This is a genomic window from Undibacterium sp. GrIS 1.8, from assembly GCF_040544445.1.
Classification (GTDB): domain Bacteria; phylum Pseudomonadota; class Gammaproteobacteria; order Burkholderiales; family Burkholderiaceae_D; genus Undibacterium.
Window position 1 is genome coordinate 1 of record NZ_JBEONQ010000040.1, and the last position, 17,841, is coordinate 17,841.

At 45.6% G+C, this 17,841-nt stretch carries 14 protein-coding genes; 7 read left to right on the top strand and 7 right to left on the bottom strand.

What is annotated here, in order from left to right:
• Positions 1 to 150 precede the first annotated feature (150 nt).
• From AAKU64_RS16855 to tssA, 5 genes are all read left to right on the top strand, one after another.
• Positions 151 to 837, top strand: a complete 687-nt coding sequence (locus AAKU64_RS16855; RefSeq protein ID WP_354362503.1) for an ABC transporter permease — start codon at positions 151 to 153, stop codon at positions 835 to 837.
• 82 nt (positions 838 to 919) lie between these two features.
• Entirely contained in the window at positions 920 to 1,762 is an 843-nt protein-coding gene (locus AAKU64_RS16860; protein WP_354332419.1) for a cyclase family protein, read from the top strand.
• A gap of 189 nt (positions 1,763 to 1,951) precedes the next feature.
• Positions 1,952 to 3,067: a porin gene (locus AAKU64_RS16865; RefSeq protein WP_354332417.1), complete on the top strand. Its 1,116-nt coding sequence runs from the start codon at positions 1,952 to 1,954 to the stop codon at positions 3,065 to 3,067.
• A gap of 547 nt (positions 3,068 to 3,614) precedes the next feature.
• Entirely contained in the window at positions 3,615 to 4,880 is a 1,266-nt protein-coding gene (locus tag AAKU64_RS16870) for a tetratricopeptide repeat protein (protein WP_354362504.1), read from the top strand.
• A 113-nt stretch (positions 4,881 to 4,993) separates the two neighbouring features.
• Entirely contained in the window at positions 4,994 to 6,067 is a 1,074-nt protein-coding gene (gene tssA / locus AAKU64_RS16875) for a type VI secretion system protein TssA (RefSeq protein WP_354332413.1), read from the top strand.
• A 193-nt stretch (positions 6,068 to 6,260) separates the two neighbouring features.
• Here the strand turns inward: tssA and AAKU64_RS16880 are convergent, their stop codons facing one another.
• From AAKU64_RS16880 to AAKU64_RS16905, 6 genes are read right to left on the bottom strand one after another with little or no spacing between them, the layout of a single operon-like run.
• The gene (locus AAKU64_RS16880) at positions 6,261 to 7,061 is read right to left on the bottom strand and encodes an OmpA family protein (RefSeq protein WP_354332411.1); all 801 of its coding nucleotides are present in this window, start codon (positions 7,059 to 7,061) and stop codon (positions 6,261 to 6,263) included.
• Positions 7,062 to 7,065: 4 nt separating this feature from the next.
• Positions 7,066 to 8,052, bottom strand: coding sequence for a type VI secretion system-associated protein TagF (tagF, locus tag AAKU64_RS16885; RefSeq protein ID WP_354332409.1), 987 nt, complete (start codon positions 8,050 to 8,052; stop codon positions 7,066 to 7,068).
• Positions 8,049 to 11,906 (bottom strand): type VI secretion system membrane subunit TssM, encoded by a 3,858-nt coding sequence (gene tssM, locus AAKU64_RS16890; RefSeq protein ID WP_354332477.1) that lies wholly within the window; start codon positions 11,904 to 11,906, stop codon positions 8,049 to 8,051. The genes tagF and tssM overlap by 4 nt, the downstream gene beginning before the upstream one ends.
• Before the next feature lie 45 nt (positions 11,907 to 11,951).
• The gene (locus tag AAKU64_RS16895) at positions 11,952 to 13,406 is read right to left on the bottom strand and encodes a hypothetical protein (RefSeq protein WP_354332407.1); all 1,455 of its coding nucleotides are present in this window, start codon (positions 13,404 to 13,406) and stop codon (positions 11,952 to 11,954) included.
• 42 nt (positions 13,407 to 13,448) lie between these two features.
• On the bottom strand, positions 13,449 to 13,718 hold the full coding sequence (locus tag AAKU64_RS16900; RefSeq protein WP_354332405.1) for a PAAR domain-containing protein: 270 nt from the start codon (positions 13,716 to 13,718) through the stop codon (positions 13,449 to 13,451).
• Positions 13,719 to 13,735: 17 nt separating this feature from the next.
• A complete protein-coding gene (locus AAKU64_RS16905; RefSeq protein ID WP_354332403.1) occupies positions 13,736 to 14,575 on the bottom strand; it encodes a M15 family metallopeptidase in 840 nt (279 codons plus the stop codon).
• Positions 14,576 to 14,757: 182 nt separating this feature from the next.
• Between AAKU64_RS16905 and AAKU64_RS16910 the strand changes: the two genes are divergently transcribed.
• Entirely contained in the window at positions 14,758 to 15,750 is a 993-nt protein-coding gene (locus AAKU64_RS16910; RefSeq protein WP_354332401.1) for a hypothetical protein, read from the top strand.
• A gap of 119 nt (positions 15,751 to 15,869) precedes the next feature.
• Here AAKU64_RS16910 and AAKU64_RS16915 read toward each other — a convergent pair whose 3' ends face one another.
• Complete coding sequence (locus AAKU64_RS16915) at positions 15,870 to 16,769, bottom strand: LysR family transcriptional regulator (RefSeq protein ID WP_354362505.1); 900 nt, start codon at positions 16,767 to 16,769, stop codon at positions 15,870 to 15,872.
• 194 nt (positions 16,770 to 16,963) lie between these two features.
• On the opposite strand from AAKU64_RS16915, the gene AAKU64_RS16920 reads away from it, so the two are divergent.
• Positions 16,964 to 17,791, top strand: coding sequence for an SDR family NAD(P)-dependent oxidoreductase (locus AAKU64_RS16920; protein WP_354332399.1), 828 nt, complete (start codon positions 16,964 to 16,966; stop codon positions 17,789 to 17,791).
• Positions 17,792 to 17,841 lie beyond the last annotated feature (50 nt).

Consider the following 17,841-nt stretch of genomic DNA (forward strand, 5'->3'; position numbering starts at 1 on the left):
GCCGGGAGAGTCCCATTTCTCTCGCAATGGCAGAAATCGATTGTTTCTGTACTGAATGACGTCTTCTTATTTCGTAAATGATGTCCATATAAATCACTCCAGATACCCCCGGCTAAAACACCGGATGGTGACACACTAGGGTGGAAACTTTTGGACGCTGTTTCCACCCCTAATCTGGTAAGTATTGCACGCTGTTTGACAGCCACATTTTTGTCGCTACAAGATGCCTGGATCAATGGTGATTTACCAGAACTGACACGTGGCACCGTGACGAGGATGTTTTACGGTTGGTTATTAGCTTCTGTGTTCGGCATTGTGCTCGGTACCTTGATCGGTGTTTCTGCAACGATGCGCGCATGGTTGCAACCCTCGTTTGAGTTTATTCGACCACTGCCGGCCTCTGCTCTGGTGCCGGTGGCAATCGCATTGTTTGGTTTATCACCTGCCATGGTCTTATTCGTCATCACCTTCGGCGCGATCTGGCCAGTGTTATTGGGGACGATACATGGGTTCGCAAGTATCGAGCCAAGATTAAACGAGGTATCCAGAGTGCTTGGCCTGTCTCGCTTCGCTTTTATTGTCAAGATTGGCTTACCGAACGCATTAGTTGATGCACTAGCGGGTATGCGGATATCACTAACCATTTCACTCATCCTCGCAGTTGTCGGTGAAATGTTGACATCGCAAAGTGGCTTGGGCACAGCTATTTTGTTGGCTGCACGCTCGTTCCGGGCGGCAGATTTGTTTGCAGGAGTATTGCTACTGGGTGGCATTGGACTAGGAAGTAATTTTCTCTTGTATTTGCTTGAACAACGCCTGTTGATCTGGAAAAGATAAAGCCTGATGCAATGACAAGCAGGCAAAAAATCAATCAACTAATTTTATAAATCAAATTTATCAATTATTTTGGGAGAACATCTTGAATAGTATTACAGCACCCATTCGTCACTTTGTAGACATTTCGATTCATCTGGAAAATGATGTGATTTCTGATCCGCCAGGTCTGGGGCCTAAGATTAATTACACCAATCATGAGATGAGTTTTGAGCAAATTTCTCCCTTCTTCCCAGGTCTTAAAAAAGAAGATTTACCTGATGGTGAAGCCTGGGCCGTGGAGGATGTACAGCTCAATACTCATAATGGTACGCATCTCGATGCACCATATCATTTTCATTCCACGATGAATGAGGGGGAACGTGCCTTATCGATCGATGAAGTTGACCTCAACTGGTGTTTTCAACCCGGTATTAAATTAGATTTTCGTCACTTTCAAGATGGTTATGTAGTCACTGCCCAAGATGTTGAGGATGAACTTACACGTATTGGACATAGCTTAAAACCATTGGACATTGTTCTGGTCAACACCGCTGCCGGTGCACGTTATGGACAGCCAGATTATGTGCGTTCTGGATGCGGGATGGGCTTTGAGGCAACCATGTATTTGTTGGAGCGCGGCGTGCGTCTGACCGGTACCGATGCATGGAGTTGGGATGCACCGTTTGCTCACACTGCTAAAAAATTTGCAGAGACTGGTGATGCCAGTCTGATCTGGGAAGGGCACAAGGCAGGGCGACTAATTGGATATTGTCATCTGGAGAAATTAGGCAATCTGGCCGCACTTCCCGCCAGCGGATTTATGGTTTCCTGCTTCCCGGTAAAGATACGCGGTGCCTCGGCTGGCTGGACGCGCGCAGTCGCTATTTTTGACAATAATTTGATGTCATCAGTCCCGGCCAAACCAGTCTTGGTGACGACCGGTTAAAAAATAGGGCGGATATTTTTATACCGCCCACCCCAGAAAATTTCTTTCCCCAAAAATCAATTGGCTTCATTAAATGAAGCCGGGGATTTTGCCGCAAAAAATAGAGTTTTACTCAAGTAGTGACGGAGGAATGTGCATTAGAACAATGATTTTATTGATTTACCAATTATAAATAAGACGGAGACAAACATGAAAAAAACGACACTCATCACATTACTTGCAGCACTGTTTTCGGGTTCTGCATATGCACAATCGAGCGTTACCGTGAGCGGATTAATTGATGCGAATACTGGCATCACACAATATGCGGGTCAAAAAAGTACAGCCGCCATGAACAGCGGTGGCATGAGCACATCGTACTTGAGTTTTTCAGGTACTGAGGATTTGGGTGGTGGTTTGAGGGCAGGTTTTGATTTGTCCGCTTTCGTCCGTAATGACACAGGGCAGAGCGGACGCTTTTCAGGAATACCTAATGTCGCAGACGACACGCTTTTTTCGCGCCGTGCCGTGGTAACTTTGAACGGCACGTTTGGCGAAGTTCGCCTGGGACGCAATAGCACCCCTTATTTCATGTCGATGATCATATTCAATCCAATGGGAGATTCTTCCGCTTTTGCACCTATATTTTTGCATACCTACACTGGCGGGCAAAATCCCTTATTGGCACCGCCGCTCAATACGCCGGACAGCGGTGCCTCCAATGCCGTGCAATATAGCACTCCCGATTTATCTGGTTTGAAAGGCTCGTTTCAGTACAGTTTTGGAGAAGTAGCAGGCAACAATAGCAAAAATCGCATTAGTGCAAATATGAATTACATCAAAGGGCCGCTTGGTCTGAGCATTGCGCTGGAACAGACCAAAATTCCACTGGCACTCGCCACCGAAGACAAGCAGCAATCCTTGATGCTTGGGGCTTTTTATGATTTGGGCATTGCCAAACTGTATGCACAATTCGCCCAGACTAAGCAGGAATTTACTACAGCCAATTCTGACCGCCGGTTTAATACCAGTCAGCTAGGTGCTGCAATACCGATCAATGCAGAGGGGAAATTGTTAGTATCTTGGGGACATACGTCGATCACATTGCCAGCAACTGGCGTGTCCGCGTATTCTCCTACACCAGTCGCAACACTTCCAGCCGGCACCGTTACATCTGGAGTTAATCCGACCCGCAATACCACCTCTATTGTGTACGATCATTTTATTTCTCGACGCACTGATCTCTATGCGGTATTTCTGGTAGACCAGTACACCGGCCTCGAAAATGGAAAGACTGTCATGTTAGGTATCCGTCACCGTTTCTAGGAAGTTGATTTAGGTCAACGCACCCAAGTCTAAGTACCAAATGCGCAGCCTAAAACCTGCGCATTTTTTTGATCATTATTTCGGTGTTTAAGCTTGGTGCTAGTAATATTCTGGTCTGTGACGGAGTATTGATAGCTGCCCTAAAGTTCTAATAAAATCTCTAGTCAGAGTAGGATTGATATGGCTTAGTACGCATATACTCCCCATAAAATATTGATAATATGGCTGATTGCCCAATAAATATATGGACAATAAAATATACTCATCCATAGTATCTATTTGAAAGAATATAAAATGATTTAATAATTCGAGGCTCAACAAAAACAATTGAAGTCTGCGTATCGCATTAAGCTAGAAAACGAAGTAGATTTAGACAGCGATTTTTAGATGACTTTATATTGGTGTAAAGCCTGAGCAAAGCTCTACATTGTATTTATTTACCTTGAAGTTTGATCGGGTGTGGCCTGGCATGGTGTGATACTTCAGGAGATATGTATTATTTAGTAATAAAATATCAAAAAGGCACGAATCAGATTACACTACGCAAATGATGATCGCTGCAAAAAAAGTACCTCCCAAATTTATGAAGAAATTCTTGTTTCAATTGAGTTGTGCTATTGGATTTGCTTGCCTTAGTGCCAGTGCATGGTCTGGTATAAAAGAGGCGCGGACTGCTTATGCGCAAGGAGATTTCGCTTCAGCACTGACGCAAATCAAGCCACTTGCTGAGGGCGGAGACGCAGAGTCGCAGTTTTTTTTAGGTGAGCTTTACGAAAAGGGCGTTGGTGTTGTTCAAGACAATAAGCAAGCGATGGTCTGGTACACAAAAGCAGCGGATAAGGGAAATGTAGATGCCCAGTTTAAGTTGGGTTCACGCTACTCCGCACGTGGTACATCTACAGATATCAAAGCAGCAGTCTTATGGCTTCGTAAAGCATCATTGCAGGGGCATGCGGATGCACAGTTTGAACTGGCTAAGCTATATTCAGCCAATCCTAGTCCGGTTCATGACGATAGTGCCGCCGTTTTATGGATGCGGAAAGCGGCAGAGCGGCAGCATGGTCAGGCTGAGTTAGAGCTAGGGAAATTTTATGCTAGTGGTAAAGGTGTTTCTAAAGACAGTAGGCTAGCTACGATCTGGTACCGGAAAGCAGCAGAATCTGGTCTGTCAGAAGCGCAATTTTTGCTTGCCTCTGCGTTAGAAACAGGATCAGGTATCACACAAAATATACCCGTTGCCGTCGAATGGTATGTCAGAGCAGGGAACCAAGGTGACTTAAAATCTCAGATCAGATTGGCGAAGTTATTCAGTACAGGTCAAGGGATATCCAAAGATGAATCTCAAGCGGCGGGCTGGTATATGAAAGCGGCTGAACAGGGAGATGCCGAATCACAATTTCAAATCGCAAACCTGTACGATAAAGGTGAAGTGGTTCCGCGTAATTTTGCTGCGACATTGAACTGGCTTAAAAAAGCAGCAGAGCAGGGGCATCTTGCAGCGACCTGCAATCTGGCATCGATCTATGCCAAAGGCAGAGGCGTCATCGCCGATCCTCCCGCGGCGGTTTCTTTGTATAGAAAAGCGGCAGATCAGGGCTACCCAGAGGCGCAATATAATTTGGGCTGGATGTATGCAAACGGATTGGGGATTTCAACCGATATCGTGCAGGCACACATGTGGTTTAACCTGGCTGCGACTGCTGGCGATAAAGATGCTCTGAAAAATCGACAACTGGCTGAGACCATGATGAGCCGAGCACAACTAGAAACAGCACAGGCACTTGCCAGAGATTGGCTTGCTAAACGCCGATGAAACCCATTGCCAACTTCGTCAATATCTGTTGGGCATTATTAAACTGAAACTTGATTAACTCACGGCTGGCGTTGATTGTCGGCGTAAAAACACTTTACGGGATTACATACATTATGTTTGACGTTAAAAAATTATTGCAACCGATTAGCGGCCCGACAACCGTTGGGGAGGATTTATCATTTTCCCGCGAACTCGATGCGATCATGGAGGCCCGACGCTTTGAGGATTCGTCTCTCGATCAGGGCGAGTGGTTGACAGAGATTAAAACGGCGGACTGGCCCTTCGTTGTCAAGAATTGCGCTGCTTTAATCGAAACAAAGAGTAAAGATTTACGACTAGCTGTTTGGCTGACGGAGGCAAGTACCAAAATTCATCACTTTGCTGGTCTGGCCGACGGGTATTTATTAGTCGCTGGTTTGTTTGATCAATATTGGGAAGGCATGTATCCGGTTCCAGATGAGGGAGATCAGGAACAACGTATCGGCAATTTGTCTTGGATATTGTCTCGTTCAACGCAATTAGTAAGAGAAATTCCAATTACCGAAGGCCGTGATACTGCCTATTCTATTGTTGACTTTGAGGCAGCACGTGCGCGTGCAGCCAATGCAGAAAAAATTGCGATGGAAGGTGGTCGTCCGGAGGAGGGACCGAAATTGGCAGATATGGAAAGTGCCAGACGTAAAAGCTCAAGAGCATTTTATGAGAAATTACTCTCAGATGCCCAGCGGACTTTACCCGCATTACAGCAGTTGGAGCAATCAATCGATGCCAGATTGGGCGTAGATGGTCCGGGGTTCTCTGCTGCCAGAGAAGTACTGGAAACTGCTTTAAAGTTGATCACTCGTTTTGCGCAAGAGTCTGGAGTACAGACCGGTACTGCGCCATCTCATCAGGAAGATACTGAAGTGAACAATGAAACCTCACAGTCAGTGCCATCATCGTCCGTTCTTGCTATGAATGGAGCGATACAGACCAGGGCGCAAGCATTAGCGCAACTACGTGCAGTAGCTGATTTTTTCAGGCGCACTGAACCGCATAGTCCGGTTGCTTATCTTGCAGATAAAGCGGCACACTGGGGTGATATGCCTTTGCATACATGGTTAAGCACAGTCATCAAAGATGCTGCATCGCTTTCTCATGTGGAGGAGTTATTGGGTTTGAATTCACAAGCGGATAATAAGGGGTAAGCAATTAAATCAACCCGGAAGACTGGTTGGTTAGTGTGGGGTTGAATCAACCTCGCACAGCTTTACTCCTGCAATACAACAAAAAATATAGTCGCTACTTTTTACAAAATTCCATCAAAACTCCTAATTGGAATTTTGTAAAATAAAGCATCGTTAAAAAAAGCAGGAGAATGTTCTCCTGCTTTTTTATTTGCTACTGAGCGATGCGGAATTCGATACGCCGATTTCGTGCTTTACCATCAGGTGTGTCATTACTTGCGACCGGGCGGTCAGGGCCTTGCCCGGAGGTACTGATCAATTCTCCGGCGATACCTTTTGACGTCAGGTAAGTTTTAACTGCTTCTGCCCGTGCGCTACTCAAGGCGATATTACTTGCTCTTAAGCCTTGATTGTCAGTGTGTCCGATTACTTCCACTTTTTTATCTTTAAGTTTTAACAAAGGTACGGCAAGCTCATCCAGAATCGATTTGCCAACTGGTGTCAGTGTCGCTTTTCCAACTTCGAACTCAATGATGCGATTACCAAGCGCGGCGTCTAGCACATTTTGTTCCGACGCAGAAACCCGAAGACCATTGTTAACAGTGTAAGTAGGATTTAGGCTAGTAGCAATATTACTGGCAATTTGTTGACGTTGGGCTTCGTTCGAGACCTCACCTTTGACGCTTACGGAACTACCATCAATTTTGAGCTGGCCGCGGCTGATCATTTTTAAATTCGGATTGATGAGTTTTTGTACGTAAGTATTCCAGTTAGCAGGTAATACGACAGGTCCGATCGCAATTTGATCAACCACATTCTCTGCACCATACAACTCGCGTACGCGAGCCAATATGCCAGCCTTGGTGGTTTCGTCAGGGACAGTGCCACTGACCAGTATTTGTCCTGGCTTTGGTGTGGCGACAGCAGGCGCTGCTTGCTGTCCCAGCGGTTGCGTCGGTTGTTGAGCCAAGGCGACATTCGATAAAAGCAATAAGACGATGTACAGATAACGCATAGCGTTAAGTTCCAATAAAAGTTGAGCGAAATGAATCGAGGGCCGATTTGAGAGACAGATCAGGTTGAACCAGATAACTGGAAAACTTCTTTAAACCAAAGTCAGCGTTGACCTGATCTTCTACCCACTGGGTATCATCAAACGCGATATGGTGCTCTTCACCGATTTGAGGATCGAGTATGGCGTGCAAAGTACGTGCCGAGGCGCCGCTAAATCCTAATATCATCGCAGGATGTTTTTGCAATTGAGCAAAAAATAACGCTAGCTCAAAATCTGCCCGCAATAAAAACGGGGTGATGATATGCATCCAGAATGCGGCAACCATATACCGATACATGGCATCTTTTGGCAACGGTAATACCAGACTTTTTTCCAGTCGGGTTGTATTGCTAGTCATGACTGGTTGTAACAGCAAGCCCAGTGCTAACAGTAGTTGACGGACATTTCCTTTAAAACCGCTGAGTTGCAGCATATTGTCTAAAGCCCCTAAGGTCTGCATCTCAAGAAAATCAGAGAATGCAGCCTCATAGGCATTACTGCGAAGTTCCAGATCAACTCTGGTCGAGGAGAGATTTTGCAGCGGTATCACGGGGTCAGGAGCGGTCACGATGCTGATGCCCTGAGCTGTTAGCCGATTCCATAGTCGAGACAAAATAACCGGACTGGAGCTGACAAATTCAGCAGGGTCTTCGATTTCCATCGCACTCATCGTCAAAAACGGGAAACGTCTTTGTGCCATATCACTACTGGCGATGATATGTCCTGCGATTGCCCGTTTTTTGCGTGGTCCGATAAAGGCAAAATCCAATGGCTTTGCCTCATCGTAGCCAATTTTCCAGCGAGGATCTGCAGACAGCAGAGTCATTGTTTGCGCTAACCAGTCATCCAGTACATCGATTAGCGGTATATTATCTGCTGCCTTAATAAAATCGCCCCGGCTTGGAATTTTTCCAAAATAGCCTACTTTTGTTTGTGTCGTCGTATTACTCATTTGCTTACTCCCGCAGCTACAGGCGTTGCGCCCACCTCTGTTGTCGTCCCATTAGCAGCACCTGCGACAGGCTCTACAGGGGCAACTGGTCCACCAAGCACCGTATCAGGTAGCTTCATCCCTCGGAAGCCTTTCGCCTGCGGATTACTGCTGTCTGCGGATGCATCTGGCTTACTGATAATTTTGAGGTCAACCGCCACATTGACATTGCCGTTAGCCCAGCTGAGTTCAAATATTCCGCCGTCTTTTTTCTTATTGACCGCGGAATCAATCAAACGTTTGAAACCAAATTTACCCGGGAAATTCACAATTTCGATGACTTTGCCATCAAAGCTTGTTGCCGTAATACGCGCACCCGGCGTGCCTTGCGCGTTTGGCCAGACCAAATTAGTCCATTGCGCCTGAGTATTCCTATATCGCAACTGCTGACCATCAATTTCTACTGTGTATTCAGTGGTTCCCGGCGCTGCCATCGGTAGAATCTGAAATACCCATTGACCCTCGTTACCGTTTGCTGTAGGTACTCCTCCTGCACTCAGTGGTGCGACCCAACTTGCAAAATTATTCGACACAGCGGGAGATACGGTAATTCCCATGTTGGCCCAAGTTCTGGCAGAAAGTGTATCGCCACGACGCACAACCAATGGTCCCATTGATGCATTAACGAATTTTGCGATGGCACCTTCACTGCCAAATATTTGACCGATTTCAGGAGCGCTGGCTTCAACTTTGGAGTCTGTCGCAAATGGGTATTTATTCGATAATGTCTTTTGGAATGGCTCATATACCTGAGCTAGCCAGATTTTATTCATCTCGGCTTCGGTCGGTTTGATGATCACGACAAAGGTTTGCATTAGTGGTCGTACTAGCAGCGGACGTAAAGTTTGCTTTTGCGTGTCGGTCATACCGATCAGCATTTGTTCATCCACATACTTCAGCGTGTCTGCCAACTCTGAGCCGTTACCATCCAGCGTCTGTTGCATTAACTGTTTGGCACCTGGTCCGGTATCACCTTGATTTTTTAACTGGTTAAAGCGACTGCGCAATTTGGATAGATTATCCATATAGCCGCGCATTAAAGAGGCATCTTTATCTTTGACCACGACCAGTTTAGCTATGCCTGAAAACTCTTTACCAATTGGCCCCATTGGAATATCCGATTTAGGTGCGTTGATATCCAGATTGATATTCATTTGCGATGGCTTTTGACGAAGAATTGTTTCTTTAAACCAGCCAATAAAACCACGCTGCGCACGCTGTATTCCCTCATCAACCAAGGATGGATTATCCCAAGAAGTTTCGTTATAGACAGTCGTAATTAATTTATTGATAGGCGAGGATTGCGGATCACCCAAGCGATTCATTGCATTGACTGCCGCATCGAATCCATTGAGATCGGCAACTGTCACGCCCTGCATAAATTTTTGCCATTCTTTGGCATATTCAGTTTTATATTGGTTGACCAGCGCTTTTTGAATTTGCTCTGGGCTACCTTCTAACGTTAAATCGTCTTTTGCTGATGTTTTAAGCACCCAATCCGCACTTTGCAGTTCTTTATTTGCGGCATCTTTAAATGCTTCAGAAATAAATTTACTCCATGCTTCCCTCGTAAAAGTTCCTGGAATCGCATAACTACCGACAATCAATTCTTTGTCTTGATCACCAACGATACGAGCGACAGTTACCGCTGGAAAGCGAGTTGAGGCACGAGCTTTTACGTCAGCATAGACACGATCTCTGGCAGGCATACCTCGTACGACACGACGTAAATTTTCGCGCGATTGATCAACCAGCGAAAGCTTATTATCGATCGTTGGCCATGACGGATCATTGATCTGCGCTAAGTAAAAACTAATTACACGTTCAGCGCTACGGATCATCTCGTCTTTGCTCATCGTGCCGCGGTTACTTTCTAACCATGATCGCCAGAAACGCGTCAGTTGGTCATTCAGATGACCAGGCTCCGCGTGCGATCGATCACTAAGCATTAAGTATGTCTTAAGGGCGTTATAGGCATCTTCTACGTTGGTAGGTGATGCATCCTTATATGGATGAGCAAGACTATTTGCCGGGGTTGCCGCGATGGCAGTGGCTCCCGCTACTCCAGTTGCAGTAGTCGCAGAGCTGGAAACAGCACCGGACTGCGGAGTTTTGGTCATTGGTTCTAATTTGTCATTAGATGCATTCATTTCGGTCAGGAACGCTTCTAAATTAGAACCAACGGGTTGCAGCATGACCTCTTTAATCCCAGAGAAATATTCTTCTCTCAATTTCCTCTCAAGGAGATCACCTTGATATAGCCCAAATCCCAAAGATAAAGGCCGATCGGTGCGATATTTTGTCAGCTGCTCAATTCGCTCCTGCAGCACTTCTAGGGCTTCAAACCGAGATTGCAGATCGAGTTTTTTGTCTTGTAATTTGATCGCCTTATCCAGATCTGCCTGCACGTTCATAGTCAATTGACGATTAGCCACATAAGACCAACTCCATGCGGCAAGAGATAGTCCGACCAGCGCTGTAGCGGCAAAAAATGCTGCATAGCGAAGACGAGTTTTTGTTCTGCTAGCGTATTGCGCAACGAGATTTTTATCGGCAAAAATCACTTTACGGAATAAATCTAATAAGAAAAATCCGTGTTGTGAAGTGATTTCGATTTTTTGAGGACGTACAACTTTGAGGTTAAAGCGGTCTGCAATACGCTCTGATGAGGCGCTGACTGCGCTTCCTTCTTGCAATGCGCTTGTCAAATAAAAGCCACGGAATACCGGTTTAAACTGAAATGGATTTTCTTCAAAAAGAGTGGCGATGAACGCTCGTAACGGATTTTTGATTGATGAAAATTCGATAGGGAAGGTAAAGACCCCTGGTGGCATTCTATCGCCACGATTCATCGACATATTTGCCAGGCTCATTTGTTTTAAGCCATCATACAACTCATCAAAACTTTCATCAAAAAAGTTGAGTACATCCTGATTCGTATTTTTTTGACTGTAAGGTAGCGTTGCACCCCAGACACGGTCTTTTTCACTACGCTCCGTATCCAGAAAAAACTCACTAAAGCCAGCGATTAAATCTGCTTTAGTAAAAACAATATAGACCGGTGCAAATACTTCCAATTTTTCAGTGAGCTCTTGCACGCGCTGGCGCAAGTTCTTTGCGAGATTGATACCAAACTCTGGACGATTATTAGTAAGTTCTGTAATGCTGACTGCGATAATAATGCCATTAATAGGAGCCAGTTTCCGGTGTTTTTTTAAGAGTGATAAAAAGCCAAACCACTCTTCGCGATCTTCTTCATGCACCGCATATCGTCCTGCGGTATCTAAGATAATGCCGTCAGTTGTAAAAAACCAATCGCAATTGCGAGTGCCGCCGATTCCTTGTACTACTTTGCCATTTTTATCCGCAAACGGAAATTGCAAACCTGAATTAGCAATTGCCGTGCTTTTTCCTGCGGCAGGATTGCCGATGATCATGTACCAAGGTAGTTCATACAGTGCGGCTGATCCAGACATCAAACCAAGTTTAGATGTTTTGATAGTGGTGATCGCTTCCAGCATGCGCTTACGTATCGTCTCGACCTCGCTGCTTTTTAAACCGGAAGCTGGGTTCTGCGCCTGATTGGTTTGTTGCTGCAACATATTACCGAGGCTCTCAGCCTCTCGTTTGGCTTTCCAGCGTCGATAGAGTATGGCCAGCAACCAGACAATCAGTGCGATACCCAATAAAATGCCAACCCAAATAGCACCAATTTCAAGGCTGCTTGCACCTATCAATAAGAAGGCGGCAAGTGCCGCAAAACCAATAAAAACCAGGGTGCGGGTACTCGTTAAAAATTGCCAGATTCGTTGCATCATAAGTCTATCTTGTTAAGAAGTAGTGTTAAGTTTTAGTTAAACTCAAGCGGCATTATTCGCCATAGTATTTTTTAAAGAACTAACCAGAGCGACGGCACGTTTGTGACTGTCGTTATTACTGATACACACAGCAATTCCCGAGTTATTGATAACTTCATAGTGTCCCAAAACCAGAGAAAGTAAGCCTGCGGTCGGTCCTATGGTTCCGCAGCTTGCAGCAATTTTCATGTATTGCGTGCTTGGCTCCAGATGGGGCAAGGCTTGGGCTCCAAAATCCATTAATTCCATCATTCTGCTGGGGCGTAGATCTGTGTCTGAAGCGAGCAGTGTTATCTGCTCTGCTGTAACGCCGCTTATTGTAAGAGCTTGTTGGGTTATCTCAATCGTCGTATCGTCAGGCTTAAGGCCAGCATTATCAGCAGATTTTTTTAGTACATTTTGTAAAACCCGGCTTATTTTGGCGCTAATTTCTGGGTTAAGTAATTGTGTTTGTTGATGGTCGCCCAACAATAATGCTGCTGCAGCTTCTCCTGGGATGAAGAGATTGTTTCCTTGCTGATCCACTAATTTTCCAGCACTCTCCCAGCTTTCTACCGTATTTGAACCAATGTGCGACTCACAGGCAATGATGAGGCTAAAGCATGAATGTGATTGCTGGAAAGAATCCAGCATAAGTCGATCAACCGTAGCCAGTACTTTGGTTGGGGAAGATTGACGTTCTGAACGTAAACTCAGCTTTTCAACTGGCCATCCTTGCAGCGTCACCAGATGACTAAACCATTCTGTTACCTGATTACTTTGCTCTGTTGACCAACTCTCTGGCAATAGTGCTATGAGTTGCATTGTCGGTAGCGCAACTGCATCACGCTTGCCTTCGGCTGCTGCTAAATATTTTTCAAGTAAAGTGTGTTGAGTCGATTCTTGCGCAAGTTCAATCACTACTTCACTACCGATAATGATTGCCCGCAATTGCTCTTCAGTCCATTCTTTATTCGAGCGTTGATGTGTACTTGACCATTCGTTAAATGCTGTAATTTGATTAATTACATCAATAGAGGCGATGCGCCCTGAAAGTATTGGGTAGCCTTCAGAATTGGTCAATTCAGGATCAAGCTTAAAAGCTTTTTTACTAGACTTTAAGGTCTCAGCCAACTCTTCTGCCGAGTTGCCGCATGAACTCCTGATAGCGGAGGCTATGATCGCGATTGATAAATTTTTCTCGGAATCAATTCTGTTATCTTGAGCCGAGTCCGTGCCAGCAGATGTGACATCAGAAGTGGGGGATAGATTGACTGTAGTTTTGGCCATTGCAAACGTAATTAATTTACTGATCAGCCAGATACCGATGAGTGCACCAACTGGCATGCCAATAAAATACAGCGCCAGTTCTGAAGAGCTTGGCATGCGATTGCTGGAGCGCCAATAGTAGGCCACTGCCAGCCACACCAGCGCAAAGGTTCCGATAATCACTAAACTACGACTAAGCCAGCTACGCATCAAACTATGTTCCCTATACACATATATTAAAAATTAATCTCATTAAATCAGATCAACGGTCGCTTGCTGGCTCGCAATCAATACTGCACCGCATCCGGTTTTATCACCATCACGTGCAACAGGTTTTCCATCTACGATAAATGTCTGATCGCCACTAACGATAGTGGTTGTCCCGTGACCTTTAATTGGACAAGACACTTTGTCACCAAGCCTTGCAATTGGAATCCCGCCGCTATCACTTTGCGTTGACGCTTCGATCACTACACCGTTATGGGAGGTTTTATCACCCAGGCGAATTACTGGTTTTGACATATTTTCTCCATTTCAATTTATTTTTTCAGGACATTAGGTAAATGTAATTCGGCATGTCCAAAATCCATCATTTTCCAACGCCCACCCCAAGTCAATCCTACTGACTCTGCGACTTCCCCGAATAATTCATACCCTTTCATTGCCCAGGGATCTTTTTCAGAAATCACCAATTTCCCATCGCGGAAAAATGCGCAATCCGCCGCCAAACCATATTGATGATAACTTTGGAAAGCAGAGGCATTGGTCACATTTGCCCCTAGTTTTGCGAGCATATTTTGCCGCTCTGGACTACGATAACCCTCAATGATTGCCATGTCGTAGCCATGTTTTTCCTTCATAATTTTAAAAGCCATTAACAAGCGCTGTTTGAAGTCGCTATTCAAAAGCTCCCAATTGCGGCTTGCACTGCTTAGCATTGGTCTTTCCAGCAATACCTCTTGCGTAGAAAAGATTGCCGGTGGCAGGGGAGCTGGCGCTACAAGTTGCTCGCCTTTAAGCAACTCAGCGATTTGCATATTGACTTCGCGATCAGTTGACTCATATCCGTCCAATGTATTTTGATGACTTAGCATCAGTGCTACTAACGGCGGTATTGCAATAATCGAGATGGCGGCGACGCAAATCAGGTAATGCCGCTTTACCGCTGTTATTGCCTGATTAAATTTTGTCCTTGTTGCGCTTCCCAAAGTAAGCGATTTCTCAGTTGCATTTTGTTCCAGCCTGGAAAATCGTTGTCCTATCAGCAACCCGACGCTCGCTATTGTTGCTGCAAATACTTCGCGTCCCGCAGGGAACAACAATAACCAAGCGGCAAAACAAGCGAGCAAAAAATACAAACCAACGATTAAAAAAAACACGATTACCCTGTCATAACAACATTTATTTGCGGATTACTACTTATTTATATTACATTGCTAATTAAATAATTGGTATTATGATCATGAAAGAACGTAATTTACCATGTATTTACTTTTTAGTAATGCCGTAATTATAACTAATTGCGAGGTAATTTTGTCATTTTGTTACAAGGAGTTTAATTTTGGGCAGTCCTGAAGAAGCAAAAAGTAGCTCGTCAAAGCCTAGTTTGTTATCAACTAGTACCAGTGCAGATAGCGCCAATGTGCAAAGTAGCCGTATTTTGTCTGGACTTGAAAGTAGTGGGCGTATAAACCAAAGCGTAGCCCGACCGAAAAAGCGTCGCAATTGGAGTCTGGGAATTGGTGCTGTTGCTATCGTAATTGCTGGTATTGCTGCTTTTTTTATATTTGACGATTCAACTGAGCCAACACAGGCAGCTCGACCAAGTGATCAACTTGCCACTGCAACGACCGCCACTGTAAATCCTAAAAATATTCCTGCTGCCAGTGCTGAGCCGGCTCCCTTAGCTAATTCCGCCTCTACTGCGCAGACAAATCAAGCTAGTGAACAAGAGACAGGAAAAATCTCTGGCTTGGCCGCGCTGATCGTGAATGACAATGGCGAGCAATCTAAAGCAAATAGTCTCGATAGCATGCTGGCAGCCACAGCTACTGGCACGGCATTAGTTTCAGCGACCAAGAATAAATCGGCTTTGTCAGATGAAAAGAAAAAGAAGAGCTCTGCATCGACCAAAATACTTGCATCGAATGACAAGCAAGAAAAATCAAAATCGGTAGATAAGGCCAAAAAAATAGCAACTTCTACAACGAGCGCTTCATCAGACAAAGTTAAGTCATCATCTCGGTCTTCTAGTCAAGCTGCAGACAGTGATGTCGCTCTGATTGCTGCAATCGTCGCTCATGACAAAGCTTTGCCAGTGCCCGCATCGGATAACAGTAAGGCGAGTTCGGATAAAATTAAAGTGGATGAACGTAGCCGGGATATCGTCGAAAGAAAACCCGGCGATACGACCGAAAGTCTTCTGCAACGCTGTAAGAATCTGGGTTCTTTGGAAGGTGGATTATGCCGCTCTCGTATATGCGCAGGGCGCTGGAGTTCAGATGCAGCGTGCGCCCCTTTTGGCAATGCAGCAAAGGTATCTGAAGCCAATTAATTTAAATGCAAGTTAGTAGATTAATTTGTTCCGAGACATAACCCATATTAATTCTTTGATCGTTAATGTTTGCTGCTAGCAAGTCAAAAAATTATTGGGCATTCTAATTTAAAAGTTTATCAAACCAAATAAGGCTGAACCAGTTGCGTCAGCCATGTCATCCAGCTTTGTGTACGTTTGGGTAAATGGCGGCGGTTGGCGTAAAGCAGGGATAGCGGCATTGCCTCTGCCGTATAGTCGCCTAGGACTTCGATCAAACGACCTTGCTGAATTAGTTCTCGTGTGCCGATTTCCGGTGCCTGAATGATGCCAAAACCAGCCAGGCAGGCTGCTTGATAGGCGTCGCTGTTGTTGACAGTGATGGTGCCCGACATGGCAATCGTTTTTGTTTTGCCGCCGTCCGTGTACTCAAAACCAACTGGCTTGCCACCAAAGTTGCTGGTGTAGTGTATCAATTTGTGCTGCGCCAGATCTTCCAGCTTATGTGGCGTGCCGTATTCTTGTAGGTAAGCTGGGCTGGCGCAATTAATCTGCCGCAAATTTCCCAGCGGACGGGCGATCAATGCGCTATCCGTCAGATTGCCGACCCGCATTACACAATCAAAACCTTCCCTTATCAAATCAACCCGGCGATCGGTGCTGCTTAACTCGACCTCCAAGCGCGGGTGTAGTTGTAAAAATTCTGGCAGATGCGGAATAACGATATTTCTGGCGAAGGCACTCGGCAAATCCATGCGCAAACGTCCGCTGATCTGGCCTTCACCTTGCTGGAATAGCGCTTGCAGTTCTTCCATATCCGCCAGCATGTCTTTGCTGCGTTCATAGAATAGGACGCCATCCTGTGTCATTTGTACGTTACGCGTGGTGCGATGTAGCAAGCGTGTGCCGACCAAGGTCTCCAGTTGTTTTACCGCCGTCGAGATACTCGCTTTGGGCAATCCCAGACTATCTGCCGCCTGAGTGAAACTGGCCAGTTCTGCCACTCGAACATAAATTTGCATAGCCTCTAAACGATTCATCCGCTGCTTTCTTTAGTTTTTACGCTTGTTGACCCTAATCAACGCTGTTGACTGCTATTAGTCGTTTGATGGTCACTTGATTGTTCGCATTAAACGAACAGTGCAATCATTTAACTGGGCTTTATTTGAATAATTCTAATCTATAAACTCGCTTCATCCCATCTGAGATGGGCAAACCCAACCGGAGCAGAATCATGAGCACAATCAATCAAGTACCCACTGGCCAAACTAACGACCAGTCAAGCAGCCACACAAGCGCATTAACAACCACAAAAATCGCTCTCATTACTGGCGGTAGTCGCGGCCTTGGCAAAAGCGCCGCCTTAAAACTGGCACAACAAGGCGTTGATATCATCCTCACTTACCAAAGTAAACAAGCAGACGCCTTAGCTGTCATCTCTCAGATTAAAGCAATGGGTCGTAATGCCGCCGCTTTGCAATTAGATGTGGGTAAGGCCTCGACGTTTGCGGCCTTCACAAATCAGGTCGAACAAACACTAGAACAACAATGGCAGCGCAAGCAGTTTGATTTTTTGCTCAACAACGCTGGCGTCGGCTCACATGCGACTATTGCAGATACGACCGAAGCGCAATTCGACAATCTGGTCAACATACACTTTAAAGGCGTATTTTTCTTGACCCAGCATTTGCTACCGCTGATCGCTGACCACGGACGCATACTCAACGTATCAACAGGTTTAACCAGATTTGCACTGCCAGGCTATGCCGCATATGCCTCGATGAAAGGCGCTATCGAAGTGCTGACTAAATATCTGGCAAAAGAACTGGGTGCACGCGGCATCGCGGTCAACGTCATCGCCCCCGGTGCAATTGAAACCGATTTTAGCGGAGGTGCAGTCAGAGACAATGCGCAGCTAAACAGTTTTGTTGCTAGCCAAACTGCACTCGGAAGAGTAGGGCTGCCAGACGACATCGGCGGCGCAATCGCTGCGCTATTGTCTGAGAATAGTGGCTGGGTGAATGCACAGAGGATTGAGGCTTCTGGTGGGATGTTTTTGTAGGCGACTAAACACCTAGTCAAAAATCGAAAAGAATACCTAGTGTTTGTGGC

Excerpts from the sequence above, each read along its gene's own strand:
- tssA (WP_354332413.1), top strand. The coding sequence starts at position 4,994 with ATGTTTGACGTTAAAAAATTATTGCAACCGATTAGCGGCCCGACAACC.
- AAKU64_RS16865 (WP_354332417.1), top strand. The coding sequence starts at position 1,952 with ATGAAAAAAACGACACTCATCACATTACTTGCAGCACTGTTTTCGGGT.
- AAKU64_RS16870 (WP_354362504.1), top strand. The coding sequence starts at position 3,615 with ATGATGATCGCTGCAAAAAAAGTACCTCCCAAATTTATGAAGAAATTC.
- AAKU64_RS16900 (WP_354332405.1), bottom strand. The coding sequence starts at position 13,718 with ATGTCAAAACCAGTAATTCGCCTGGGTGATAAAACCTCCCATAACGGT.
- AAKU64_RS16880 (WP_354332411.1), bottom strand. The coding sequence starts at position 7,061 with ATGCGTTATCTGTACATCGTCTTATTGCTTTTATCGAATGTCGCCTTG.
- tagF (WP_354332409.1), bottom strand. The coding sequence starts at position 8,052 with ATGAGTAATACGACGACACAAACAAAAGTAGGCTATTTTGGAAAAATT.
- tssM (WP_354332477.1), bottom strand. The coding sequence starts at position 11,906 with ATGCAACGAATCTGGCAATTTTTAACGAGTACCCGCACCCTGGTTTTT.
- AAKU64_RS16915 (WP_354362505.1), bottom strand. The coding sequence starts at position 16,769 with ATGAATCGTTTAGAGGCTATGCAAATTTATGTTCGAGTGGCAGAACTG.
- AAKU64_RS16895 (WP_354332407.1), bottom strand. The coding sequence starts at position 13,406 with ATGCGTAGCTGGCTTAGTCGTAGTTTAGTGATTATCGGAACCTTTGCG.
- AAKU64_RS16920 (WP_354332399.1), top strand. The coding sequence starts at position 16,964 with ATGAGCACAATCAATCAAGTACCCACTGGCCAAACTAACGACCAGTCA.